Annotated in this window: 8 protein-coding genes and 1 riboswitch; of the genes, 5 read left to right on the top strand and 3 right to left on the bottom strand. The window is 52.0% G+C overall.

Annotated elements, in window-relative coordinates; all coding sequences use genetic code 11:
* Positions 1–5: 5 nt before the first annotated feature.
* From ACFE8Q_RS01380 to cysS, 3 genes are all read right to left on the bottom strand, one after another.
* Entirely contained in the window at positions 6–1025 is a 1020-nt protein-coding gene (locus ACFE8Q_RS01380; protein WP_375443558.1) for a M28 family peptidase, read from the bottom strand.
* Positions 1026–1151: 126 nt separating this feature from the next.
* Complete coding sequence (locus ACFE8Q_RS01375) at positions 1152–2336, bottom strand: MFS transporter (protein WP_375443557.1); 1185 nt, start codon at positions 2334–2336, stop codon at positions 1152–1154.
* A gap of 119 nt (positions 2337–2455) precedes the next feature.
* Positions 2456–3946 (bottom strand): cysteine--tRNA ligase, encoded by a 1491-nt coding sequence (gene cysS, locus ACFE8Q_RS01370; protein ID WP_375443556.1) that lies wholly within the window; start codon positions 3944–3946, stop codon positions 2456–2458.
* 124 nt (positions 3947–4070) lie between these two features.
* On the opposite strand from cysS, the gene ACFE8Q_RS01365 reads away from it, so the two are divergent.
* The 5 genes from ACFE8Q_RS01365 to ACFE8Q_RS01345 all read left to right on the top strand — a co-directional run bounded on the left by ACFE8Q_RS01365 (position 4071) and on the right by ACFE8Q_RS01345 (position 13461).
* The gene (locus tag ACFE8Q_RS01365) at positions 4071–5276 is read left to right on the top strand and encodes a hypothetical protein (protein ID WP_375443555.1); all 1206 of its coding nucleotides are present in this window, start codon (positions 4071–4073) and stop codon (positions 5274–5276) included.
* Between the two features lie 115 nt (positions 5277–5391).
* Positions 5392–6312 (top strand): PfkB family carbohydrate kinase, encoded by a 921-nt coding sequence (locus ACFE8Q_RS01360; RefSeq protein WP_375443554.1) that lies wholly within the window; start codon positions 5392–5394, stop codon positions 6310–6312.
* Positions 6313–6442: 130 nt separating this feature from the next.
* A riboswitch (TPP riboswitch) is annotated at positions 6443–6540 on the top strand.
* A gap of 143 nt (positions 6541–6683) precedes the next feature.
* Positions 6684–9059 (top strand): TonB-dependent receptor, encoded by a 2376-nt coding sequence (locus tag ACFE8Q_RS01355; protein WP_375443553.1) that lies wholly within the window; start codon positions 6684–6686, stop codon positions 9057–9059.
* Between the two features lie 91 nt (positions 9060–9150).
* The gene (ybeY, locus tag ACFE8Q_RS01350; protein WP_375443552.1) at positions 9151–9570 is read left to right on the top strand and encodes an rRNA maturation RNase YbeY; all 420 of its coding nucleotides are present in this window, start codon (positions 9151–9153) and stop codon (positions 9568–9570) included.
* 741 nt (positions 9571–10311) lie between these two features.
* Complete coding sequence (locus tag ACFE8Q_RS01345) at positions 10312–13461, top strand: SusC/RagA family TonB-linked outer membrane protein (RefSeq protein ID WP_375443551.1); 3150 nt, start codon at positions 10312–10314, stop codon at positions 13459–13461.
* Positions 13462–13463: the final 2 nt, after the last annotated feature.

Below are 13463 nucleotides of genomic sequence, written 5' to 3'. Positions count from 1 at the left end.
CCGTTTTATGGCTGCTCGTTATACACCGCCTGAACCAACGTTTGCCCAACGGCCTTCAGCGTGTTTGGGTCGATATTGTGCATGTCATCTTCGGCCGTGTGCCAGTCGTGGAAGAAGCCGCCACTCAGCGCGTTCAGGTGAATAATATCGACCATCGGAATTTTTGCAATGGTATTGGGTGCCAAATGGTCGTCGGTAATGGTACCACCATTTTTGTCGACAAAGTACTGGCTATACCCTAACTGGCTGGCTGTTGTCCAGATCGTTTGTACTACGCTGGGGGCGAACTGCTGGGAGTATCCTTCTTTCAGAAAGGTGGCCCCTTTAGCTCCAACCATGTCGAGCAATACGCCATAATAGGCGGTATAACCTGGTTTGTGCGGATTTTTGGCCCAGTAACGCGATCCTAAGCAGAAACCTACATAATCGATATCAGGGTGACCAGCCTCTTTGTCGCCCACGGCTTTCTCGCCATTACCCCAGTCTTCTGCATCAAAAAAGACCAGATCAACCCCCACGGTCGGCTTGTCTTTTGCCTGTTGAATGGTCCGGGCCATTTCGAGCAGAACGGCCACGCCACTGGCACCATCATTGGCCGCGGGCACCGGTTTCTTATGATTCACTTCCAGGCTATCCTGATCCGAAAAACGGCGCGAATCCCAGTGCGACGAAAACATCAGACGCTTTTCGGCTTTCGGATTAATCACCCCAATAATGTTACGTCCTTTCACCATGATACCATCCCAGCCTTTTACGGTAAATGGCTGCTCGATTACTTCGACACCGTATGATTTTAGCGTGGCTACGATATAATCGCCGCCCCGCACATGAGCCGGTGTGTTGGGAACACGTGGGCCAATAGCGATCTGCTTCTCAATGAATGTATAGGCTGAATCGCCGGAAAAAGTTGGGGCCGCAACCAGTTTCATTTCCGTCTGGGTCGTTTCCGACGAACTACTTTTTTTATCGTCGCAGGCCGCACTAACCAGCGCACAGGCCACTAGGGCCAGGAAGGTTTTTTTCATGAGTAAAATGTATCAACAGACCGAATCGGTTTGTTATCAGAACGCCCAAAAGTACGTCATCTGTGTGGTTCACCGGATGTGAATTGGCGATGGTGTTCCAAAACAGCGTACTATACCGAACAACGATCAGGAAGTCGGCTTGTTCACGAGGCCCCAGATACCCAAAACCGGCCCGGGCACCAATAGCCAAAACGCCCACACCGAGTTGCCCGAAAACGGCAACAACCAGGCCAGCGTCTGAATGGAGATGATGGTGATGGAGAAGCCGATACAGGTTAACAGTGTCAGCAGACTTCCCCGAATCTCGGCAGGTACGTTGATCGAGACGATCGTGGTCAGTTGCGGCGAATCACCGGCCAACGTGACGCCATAGATGAGCAGGAAACCCAGAAACAGCATCGGCGATGCATGAACTACGAGCGGTATCAGCGCCGTACACAGGCAGGAAATGGCCAGATTACCAGTAGCTACCTGCCGACTTCCCATACGCAACGCCAGTAATCCGCCACCGGCGCAACCGAGGAACCCAGCCGCAATGCCATAGAACGCCCACACTGATTTGTTGAACAGATAATCGGGGTGTAGCTGGCTATAGATGGTGAGTAGTGCGGGCAAAAAGGCCCAAAGCGCATACAGTTCCCACATATGCCCGAAGTACCCAACCACGCCAGCGCGTAAGGCACCGGGGCGCAACAGCATCGGGAAAACACGCAGGTTGAACGTACCTGAACCTGTCACCACCGTTTTGGGCATCACCCAGACCAACAGCAGGCCACCCGCCACAGCCAGCACACTGACGGTGAGCAGTACGTCCTGATACGGCAGCGACTGCCCCACGCCGCGTATCAGGTGTGGCAGGGCCGTTCCCAGCACCAACGCGCCAACCAGAAAGCCCATGACCCGACCAAGCACCGGCCGGAACCAGTCGGCCGCGATTTTCATACCCACCGGATACACTCCAGCCAGAAAGAAACCCGTTCCAAACCGGCTCAGCAGTATGTAAGCCGGTAAAAGCGGTAGGGCGAGAATGAGCAGATTAAATACCGCCGCTGCGATTACCGATACCAGAAAAACGCGCGGGGCCGGGTACGTATCGGGAATGCGAAAGATGGTGTAGACCAGCGTACCTGCGATGAAACCCAGTTGCACCGCCGAGGTGATCCAGCCACTCAGCGCCGTGGTGCCGAGTAGCGGTTGCAGATTAGGTAGAATAGCGTTCCCGGCAAACCATAGCGACGTGCCCGCAAACTGCGCCAGCACGATGACCAATAAATGAACGTTGCCCGGCGGCTTTGATTGTAGTTGGCCCAAACCTTATGAGGATCAACGCAATGTACTGTTTTTACATGATCTGCGCCTACTTGCTTCGCAGTGGTAGAGATGGCGTCTGCCATCTACCACTGCGCGACCAGATTTACGCATTCAATCGGCTACTCTTCATACGCCCAGTCGATTCGGTGTTTCATGTCGCGGATGACCAGGCCCTGCGATTTAAAATAGGTGCGTACCTGATCGACTTTATCGTACAGACGCTGGGTTTTGTATTCGCGATAGAGGTCGAGCATACCGGCAACCATCGCGGTCTGGTCGCGCGAGGTTTCTTCCTGCAAGCCCAGCACATCTTCAAAAAACTGAATGAACGTGGTTTTCAACTGATTAAACGCTTCTTCGCCCAATTGCCCCATCGACACCTGACGTGTATCGAGTTGGTTCACTTTTTTCAGCAGGCTAAACAGGTGGCCAATCGTTACGGCCGTATTCAGGTCGTCGTTCATGGCGGCAAAAAGAGCCTGATTGTAGCTGGCAATTTCCTCGCCCTGTTTCGGATCTATGCCCACACTTTCGTCGGCCAGGTACGTCATCGACTTGATGAGCCGGTAGCCGTTTACGAGCCGTTTGTAGCCTTTCTGCGCTGCTTTCAGGGCGTCATTCGAAAAATCGAGCGTGCTGCGGTAGTGCGATTGCAGCATGAAAAACCGTACCGTCATGGGCGAATACGCTTGGTCGAGCAACGGGTGATCACCGGCAAACAACTGCGAGGGCAGGAACGAGTTACCCAGCGATTTACTCATCTTCTGGCCGTTGACCGTCAGCATGTTCGAGTGCATCCAGTACCGCACCGGCGCGCGGTCGTTGAGGCCGTTTCCCTGGGCAATTTCGCATTCGTGATGCGGAAACTTCAGGTCCATGCCGCCGCCGTGAATATCGAACTGCGTACCTAAATACTTGGTACTCATGCACGTACATTCGAGGTGCCAGCCCGGAAAACCAGTACCCCAGGGCGACGGCCAGCGCATAAGGTGTTCGGGCGAGGCATTTTTCCAGAGCGCAAAATCCAGCGGATTTCGCTTTTCGCTCTGTCCGTCCAGTTCGCGGGTTTCGTTGAGCAGATCGTCCAGAATACGGCCCGACAGTTTACCGTAGTCGCCGCCGTTCTTGTTGTACTGCTCAATATCGAAATACACCGACCCGTTGGATTCGTAAGCTAACTTCTTGTCGATCAACAGCTTCACAGCTTCGATTTGCTCGATCATGTGCCCCGTAGCCGTTGGCTCAATGCTCGGCGGGCGCATATTAAACTGGAGCAGCACGTCGTGAAAATCGTTGGTGTAGCGTTGCACAATCTCCATTGGCTCAATCTGCTCCAGCTTCGCCATCCGGCCAATTTTGTCTTCGCCTTCGTCGCCGTCGCCCACAAGGTGGCCCACATCGGTAATATTCCGAACGTACCTGACTTTGTAGCCAATGAATGTCAGGTAGCGAAACAGGCTGTCGAAGGTCAGAAAGGTGCGCAGATTGCCGAGGTGAACATAGTTATAAACCGTTGGTCCGCAGACGTAAAGGCCCACGTTGGGCGCGCTGATGGGTTCAAACTGTTCTTTCTGGCGGGAAAGTGTATTGTAGAGCGAGAGCGGTTGCATGACACAAAAATAAGGTCAAAGTTTAAGGTTTACGGTCTAAAGTTGCTTCGCCTGACTACCAATAGTCTGTTAGCGAAGCAACTTTAGACCGTAAACCTTAAACTTTGACCTTATTTTTACGCCCATGCAATTACTCGAAGTAGGCCAGAACGCCGCCCTCCGTACCGAATTTCTTCAACTGCCGGTTCACCTCTATAAAAACGACCCCTGCTGGATTCGTCCACTCGACGATGATCTGGAAAGCGTGTTCGACCCTAAACGGAACAAGTTGTTCGATGATGGCGAGTGCATCCGGTGGGTCTTGAAAAACGACGCGGGCGAAACGATTGGCCGGGTAGCTGCATTCGTCAATCAGAAAACGTTGAAGGCCGAAAAAGACTACCCAACGGGCGGAATGGGCTTTTTTGAGTGCACCAATGACCAGACAGCCGCTTTTAAACTACTGGATACCTGCCGCGCATGGCTTGCCGAACGGGGCATGGAAGCAATGGAAGGCCCAATCAATTTCGGCGACCGCGACCGGTGGTGGGGCCTGCTTGTGGAGGGTTACGACAAAGAACCGAACTACGGCATGCCGTATACCAAGCCCTATTACGTACCGTTTTTTGAGGCGTATGGATTTCGGGATTACTTCCAGCAACACACCTTCGCGCTACCCATCAACTACGATGAACTGATGGAAAATGGGATGCAGCAAAAAGTACTCGACCGGGCGCAGGCTATTCTGGACAATCCGGAGTACACCTTCGAGCATATTCAACGGAACAAACTGCCCCAGTACGCCGCTGATTTTGCCGAAATCTACACCAAAGCGTGGGCCAAAATCCTGGGTACGCCCGACATGACGACGGAGAAAGCCCTGACGCTGATGCAGAAGATGAAGCCGGTGATGGAAGAAAACCTGGTCTGGTTTGGCTATCATGGCAGCGGCCCTGAGCGAAAACCGGTGGCGTTTTTCATCATGCTGCCTGAACTGAACCAGTATTTCAAGCACGTAAACGGCAAAATGGATTTACGCGGCAAACTGACGTTTCTGTACCACAAACTACTGAAGCCAACCAATAAAGCTTTTGGCGTTATCTTCGGCGTTGTGCCTGATTATCAAGGAAAAGGCATCGAATCGGCCATTGCCATTGCGTACCCGTCGCGTGAGGTGTGGGGTGGCAAAAAGCACCAGTTCAGTAAGCTCGAACTGAACTGGATCGGCGATTTCAACGTCAGGATGATCCGTTTCTCGAAAATGCTCGGCGGCAAAGTCGTCAAGCGCCACATCACGTATCGCTACTTATTCGACCGCGAAAAGGAGTTCAAACGGCATAAAGTGATTTAGTCATTGCTTTGCACTGTATGTTGCTTCGCGAGTCGTGCCCTTCAACAGGCAAACGTGCCTAGACATAACCCACTCACGCTTACCTTTGCGGGCATCAATTGACACTACAAACAGCATGAGTTTACTCACCGTGGGTTCGGTCGCGTTCGACGCCCTGGAAACCCCCTTCGGCAAGACCGACAAAATCATTGGCGGTGCCGCCACGTACATTACCCTGTCGGCTTCGTACTTCACCAGCGAAAACAACCTGGTGGCCGTTGTTGGCGACGATTTTCCGCAAACCATGATCGACACCCTGGTGAGCCACGGCGTAAACGTGGAGGGGCTGGAAATTCGGCAGGGCGAAAAAACGTTTTTCTGGTCGGGCAAATACCATAACGATATGAACTCGCGCGACACCGTCGAGGTGCAGCTTAACGTGATGGAAAAGTTCGACCCCGTCATTCCCGAATCGTATCAGACTTGCACGTACCTGATGCTGGGTAATACGGCCCCGGCTATTCAGCACCTGGTGATCAAACGCCTGACAAACCGCCCCAAACTGATCGTGCTGGATACGATGAACCTTTGGATCGAGATTGCCAACGACGACCTGAAAGCATTACTGAAGGATGTGGACGTGCTGGTATTGAACGACGAAGAAGCCCGCCAGCTCACCAATGATTATTCGCTCGTACGCGCCGCCGCTACGATCAAGAGCATGGGGCCAAAAACGGTGATCATCAAGAAAGGGGAACACGGCGCGTTGCTATTCCACGAAGATCGAATCTTTGCCGCCCCTGCCCTGCCGCTGGAATCAGTATTCGACCCAACCGGCGCGGGCGACACCTTCGCGGGCGGTTTCATCGGCCACATTGCCAAAACCGACGACATTTCGTTCGATAACATGAAGCGAGCCGTGATCTACGGGTCAGCAATGGCCTCTTTCTGCGTCGAAAAATTCGGGGCCGAGCGTATCCTGAATCTTTCGCCCGACGAAATTCAGGACCGGGTCGACCAGTTCGTGAAACTATCGGCATTTAGTGTCGAGGTGTAAAAAAGAGTTCAACGTCTAAAGTTCCAAGCCCAAAGTCGCGCTGCAACGCCACATCATGGTTAATTAACAGCGCGACTTTGGGCTTGGAACTTTAGACGTTGAACTCTTTTTTACATTACCTTTGCCTCATTAATCTTTCAGGGGTGCCTTATAACAACGGGCTGAGATTATACCCATAGAACCTGTACACGGGTAATGCCGCAGCAGGGAATGTAAACGAGTTCGTAGTTTATGGTTTGAGGTTTGTGGTTGCGCTGCTAAAGAGCAACTCCCCGCCTCAAGCGAAGCAACTACAAACCTCAAACTACAAACCATTTTTCACCCAAGATAGGCCTGGCCCCTACGCCTTATCGTTAACCGTTTGTGTCTCGATGACCAACGCAACGACCTATCGTTTTGCCGCCACACTAGTGTTGTGGTGTCTGTTCCACCTGCCCGTATGGGCGCAATCGCTTACCCTTTCCGGCATTGTTCGGGAAACGAACGGCAGCCCGCTACCCGGCGTTGCCATCACGATCGATGGTTCATTGAAAGGAACCAACACCGACGCGTCAGGTACGTTCCGGCTCACCAACCTTCGGCCGGGTACGTATCAGGTACGTGCCTCGCTGGTGGGTTATGAGCCTACCGACCAGACCATTAAGGTGCCAGCCGATGAACCGCTTACCTTCCGGCTGCATCAGAGCGAAGTAGTTATGGATGAGGTAGTTGTGCTGGCGACGCGAGCCACCGAGAAATCGGCTATTGCCTACACCGACGTGTCGAAGCGCGACCTGACCAAGCTAAATCTGGGGCAGGATTTGCCGCTGCTGCTCAACTTCACGCCCTCGGTCGTGACCACATCGGATGCAGGTGCGGGCGTGGGCTACACGGGCATTCGTATTCGCGGGTCCGATGCTACGCGGGTAAACGTTACGCTCAACGGTATTCCGTATAACGACGCCGAATCGCAGGGGACATACTGGGTGAATATGCCCGATTTTGCCTCGTCGGTGAATAGCGTGCAGATTCAGCGCGGCGTGGGTACGTCCACCAATGGGGCCGGGGCGTTTGGGGCCAGTGTGAACGTGCAGACCAACTCGCTGCAAAAAGAGCCGTATGCCGAAGTGAACCTGTCGGGCGGGTCGTTCAACACGCGCCGGGCGACGGTGCAGGCCGGAACGGGCCTGATGTCCGGGCATTTTGTGGTTGATGCGCGGCTGTCGAAAATCGCATCGGATGGCTACATCGACCGGGCCGCGTCGGATCTGAAATCGTTTTATCTGTCGGGTGGGTATTATAACCAGAAAAGCTTTATCCGGTTGAACGTCTTTTCGGGCCAGGAAAAAACGTACCAGGCCTGGAACGGCATACCGGAAGACATTCTGGCGACCAACCGGACGTACAACGAATTTACGTACCCGAACCAAACCGATAATTATCAGCAGGATCAATATCAGTTGATTACGTCGACGGAGTTGAGCCGCAACTGGCGGGCCAACGTATCGCTCTTTTATACGAAAGGGCGCGGGTATTATGAAGAATTCAAAGAAGGCGATAAGCTCAGCAAATACGGACTGCCCAATGTCGTTATCCGCGATTCGACGATCAGCCGCTCGAACATTGTGCGCCGCCGCTGGCTTGATAATGACTTTTACGGAACCGTTTTCTCGTTCGATTACGACAACAAGAACCGGCTCACGGCTAACATCGGCGGTGGACTGAACAGGTACCAGGGCAAGCACTTCGGCGAGGTTATTTCGGGTCAGTTCGTGCCTGTGACACCCTACCGTTATTACGAAGACGACGCAACCAAGACAGACGTAAACGTCTACGGGAAAGCCTTTTACCAATTCACGTCAGCCCTGAATGCCTACCTGGATTTGCAGGTACGTTCGGTCAACTATTCGTTTCTCGGTTTCAACCGTCAGTTGCAAAACGTGCAACAGGAGGCGTCGCTGACGTTTTTCAACCCGAAAGCGGGCGTTACGTATACTGTCAATGACCGCACTACAGCTTACGCGTCGTTTGGCGTAGGCAACAAAGAACCCAACCGCGACGACTACACGCAGTCGACACCGGGCAGTCGGCCGCTGGCTGAAACGCTATATGACTGGGAAGCCGGCGTGAAAACCCGCACCGACCGGGTGGCCCTCAGCCTGAACGGGTACTTCATGAACTACCGCAACCAGTTGGTATTGAACGGAGCCATCAACGACGTAGGCGCGTTCAACCGGATCAACGTACCCAGCAGCTACCGCGCCGGCATTGAGGCCGAAGCCACTACGTTGCTCACTAAAACGCTGCGTTGGAGTGTGAACGGCACATTTAGCCAGAACAAGATTCGGAACTACACCCAGTTCTTCGATTCAGATGCGGGGCAGGAAGCACGCCAGTTCAGCAAAACAGACATTGCTTTCTCACCCAACGTTATTGCTGGCTCCCAGTTGATGCTCACGGCAGCTAAAGGGCTGGAAATCGGCTTTTTATCGAAATACGTCGGGCAGCAATTCCTAGACAACACCAGCAGCAACGACCGGAAGATCAACGCTTATTTCGTAAATGATCTACGATTCATCTACACGCTGAAACCAACCTTCGCGAAGGAGATCGTGTTTACCCTGCTCGTGAATAACCTGTTCAGTGAACGCTACGAATCGAACGGCTACACGTATGGCTACATCAGCGAGGGTCGCCTAGTTTCGTATAACAACTATTACCCACAGGCCGGTCGAAACATACTGGCGGGCGTAAGGGTGAAATTTTAAACTTGGGAATTTGAATTCGGGATTGTGGATTTAGCGTTGCTAATCCAGATGATGGTAAGAAAGCAGCGCTAAATCCACATTCCCAAATCCCATGATTCGCTTTTTCAACGAAGACGTCGACTATAAGCTGCCCCAGAAGCTGGCAGCGAAAAAATGGCTCACGACGCAGGCCAAGGCCGAAGGGCACGATATGGGCGACCTGAACTATGTGTTCTGCTCCGACGAGTATCTGTTGCAGGTCAACCGTGAGCACCTCGACCATGATTATTACACAGATATTATCACCTTCGATAACCGCGAATTTGAAGACGACCCCATCGAAGGCGACATCTTCATCAGCGTTGACCGGGTGGCCGATAACGCCGCCCAGCTTGGCGTGTCGCCCGAGCAGGAGATGCGGCGCGTATTAGCCCACGGCCTGCTCCACCTCTGTGGCTACGGCGACAAAACCGAAGCCGATCAGGCCACAATGCGAGGCAAGGAAGATGAGTGGCTAGGGCAGTTCAATTAAGAATGTAGCCTTAAGAATGGCTTTGTCACGGTACCGGATGGTAAGTTGACAGGGCTATTCTACTTATCAGTAAGGCCTCAGCCGCGAGGCAATTTAGTAGACAATAGCTCATCCAGAAAACATAGCTGTAAGTAGTAATTCGAGGCTACGATTATACCGGATATCCGATAACCTCACTGATATATGTGATAAAGTGACTGATATATGTAGAGACATGACCGACGCCTTGACAATCGGTAAACAAATAGTATTTTCACTTCATTAATTGTCATTATTCAATAAGTAGTCTTTTCTTTTCGGTTTTCACCGACAGAATGTGTCAAAATGACGCCTTTCTACTCTTACAACCAGGAAAGTGCTATTTTGATACATAAAGATGAGCAGCTCTTTAAAGGAAGAGCAAATTATGTATAGGATATTGTCAATCGGCTTTGCCTGAGAGAAAGCTAGTTCACGCTATTCTATATCTGACTGTTTTTGCCTTGGAATAAGCTATCAGTATGCCTTCATGAAGTAAGCTTCCTATTCATTGACCTTGGAACAACCAGATTATTTGATTCGTCTACTAAACCCAACCCCCTTTCAGCCTATGCCTGAACACATAGTATAAGCATAAAAAGAGTCAGTAATGTTGGCGCATTACTGACTCGTGTAACCTCCCTTTTATTCCCGCGAAAGAACATCCAAAATTGGATGCAGGGACTTTTTTGTCCGTTGCAAAACCAACAAACCCTTAAAATTATGTCAAAACAATTACAAATCCATGCTTCACTGAGTAAGCTCTTGCGGCTTGGACTCTATACGCTTCTTATCATTCATGCCCTGACAACAAGTGTCTGGGCCCGCCCGGCCGATCAATCGGTAACGGGTTCTGTACTTGATGAGAAAGGTGTCCCGTTAGTTGGGGTGACTATCCAACTTAGAGGAACAGCACGAGGAACAACTACCGATGCTCGCGGAGCGTTTCGCATCGACGTACCCAACGGCAATGCTGTACTGGTATTCAGCTACATTGGTTACAAAAAACAGGAAATAACTGTAGGTAGCCAATCAATAATCAGTGTATCATTAGAAGCAGATGCCGGTTCGCTGGAAGAAGTAGTAGTGGTGGGGTATGGTACCCAGAAACGGTCATCACTGACGGGCGCGGTATCGACAGTAACACCGAAAGAAATAACGGCCTTACCTGTGCCCAACCTTGCTTCTGCACTTCAGGGACGCGTACCGGGCGTATCGGTTGTTAACAACGGAGGCCCAGGCAGTTCGCCTATTGTGCAGATTCGGGGCGTGGGCTCGATCAGCTTCGGGTCCGGTCCTCTTTATGTGATCGATGGAGTACCAACCGGCGACCTGAACAGCTTCAACACCAATGATATCGAATCGCTGGAAGTGCTAAAAGATGCCAGTTCAGCGGCTATTTACGGATCGCGGGCGGCCAACGGCGTTATTCTGATTACGACCAAAAAAGGAAGCCGGGATAGCAAGGTGCGTATTTCGCTGGATACGTACGTAGGAACGCAAAGCGCAACGCATAAGCTTGATGTCCTTAACCGGGATCAATACGTGGCGTACGCTAAAGTGCTGACTTCCAACGCAGGCATTGTGCTTCCTTCGCGACTCAATAACCTGGATGTGCCAATTTACGCCGGTGCCACCCAAACGTTTGCCCAGACAGAAACGAACTGGCAAAACGAGCTTTTCCGTAACGCGGGCATTGCGCAGCATCAACTGTCCTTGTCGGGTGGCAATGCAACGTCGCGGTTCTTTGCATCAGGCAGTTATTTTAAACAGGATGGTATCATGCTGGGAACCGATTTCGAACGCGGCTCGCTGCGCTTGAACTCAGACCATCAGATCAACAAGTTTCTTTCGATCGGTCAGACATTGACAGCGGCCTACAGCAATCAACGTAACGAAACCAATGGTAACCGGTCACAGTTGATGCATGCCCTGCGTATGATGCCCTACTGGCCTACTATGGATCCTACCAAAGTAGGAGGGTTTAGCGCGCCAACGGCGGCCGATGGGTCAGATCCAGAAAATCCGCTTCGGGCACCAGCCATGGACCTTACCCGCACCAAGTTCCTGAAAGCCTTTGCTACCATCTATGCCGATATTCGGCTGACGAGTTTCCTCAAATACCGGTTCAACTACGGCGTTGACTTGGGCTTCTCGAATGGCAGTACGTTCAACCCGATCTACGCCGATGGCTACACACAACGTACCTCGGCTACCGTGTCGCAATCGAGAAACACGAACATTGCCCAGACGATCACCAACCAGCTTTCGTTCGACAAAACCTTCGGCAAGCATTCTGTAAGTGCGCTGGCCGTTGCCGAAACCCAGCAAGTCCTGTCGACGGGTATGAACGGATCGGGTACCCGGCCCAATAACGATCTGGATGTCATTCAGGGCGTTAGTAACCCGTCTATCACCAGTAGCCGTGCAGAAACGGACCTGATCTCCTACATCGGTCGTATCAATTACGATTATGCGGGTAAGTATCTGCTAAGCGCCTCGATTCGCCGGGATGGTTCGTCGCTGTTCGCGCCAGGCAACAAATGGGGTAATTTCCCATCGGCATCGGTAGGCTGGCGTATGGACCAGGAAGCGTTCATGAAGGGTGTACCACAGATTTCTGAATTGAAACTCCGGGCCAGCTATGGTAAGACGGGCTTCAATGGAATCGGAAACTACGCCTGGCAGTCACTCGTGTCGGCCGATGCAACAGCTTACCCGTTTGGCTCGGCAAACAGCCTGGGCTCGTATTTCAACTCGCTGGGCAACACCGAGCTGAAGTGGGAAACAACCGACATGGTCAATGGCGGGATCGACGTAGGGCTGTTTAGTAATAAGCTCACGTTTACGGCCGAAATCTATAACCGGTCTACTGACGGACTTATTCTGGGCGTACCCATTCCAAACTCGATTGGCTACAGCAATGCCCCGTCGGCCAACATTGGTAGCATGAAAAACTGGGGTTATGAATTCCAGGCGGGCTATAACTATGCCAAAGGCGCGTTGCGTTGGAACCTGTCGGCCAACGTGGGTATCACCCGCAACCGGGTGATGAGCCTGGCCACGCCAACCTCTGCCATCTACGCAGGTTCAGATGCTGACTTTGGCGGAGCCGATATTACCAAGACCGAAGTTGGCCAACCCATTCAGTCGTTCTATGGCTACCTAGTCGACGGCATCTTTAAGTCGATTGATGAAGTTTACGCTTCGCCTGTTCAAAACCGGCCTGCTACGCGCGACCTGGATAATCCGGCTAAAAATACATCGGCGGGCGATATTCGCTTCAAAGACATCAGTGGTCCCAATGGCGTCCCTGACGGTAAAATTGATGCCAACGACCGGGTGTACCTGGGAAGCTACCTGCCGAAGTTCAACTACGGCCTTAACTTCAGCGGTAGCTACAAAAACTTCGACTTCACGTTGTATCTACAGGGAACCTACGGCAACAAAATTTATAACGGTACCCGAGTTGTTACCGAAGGCATGCTCCGTTTGTTCAATGCTGGCCCAGCCGTTCTGAATGCCTGGTCACCAACCAACATGAATACAAGCATACCACGGGCTGTTGGGGGCGACCCGAACAACAATAGCCGGACATCAGATCGGTTTATTGAAGACGGCTCGTATATGCGGATCAAAAACCTGTCTATCGGCTACTCAATTCCAGCCAAAGCCCTGGGCAGTTTAACCAGTGGGGCAGTGAACAAAGTTCGGATCTATGTATCGAGCCAGAACCTACTGACGATCACTAAGTACACGGGTTATGACCCGGAGATTGGCTCTCGTAATGGCACGCTGCTGCGCAGCGGTATCGACTACGCCAACTATCCGCAGTCACGGACACTACTGGCTGGTCTTCAGATTACATTTTAACT

This window comes from uncultured Fibrella sp. (genome assembly GCF_964250085.1).
Lineage (GTDB): Bacteria > Bacteroidota > Bacteroidia > Cytophagales > Spirosomataceae > Fibrella.
Note: the sequence above shows the minus strand (reverse complement) of the source record. Positions and strands in the feature narration are given on the sequence as shown.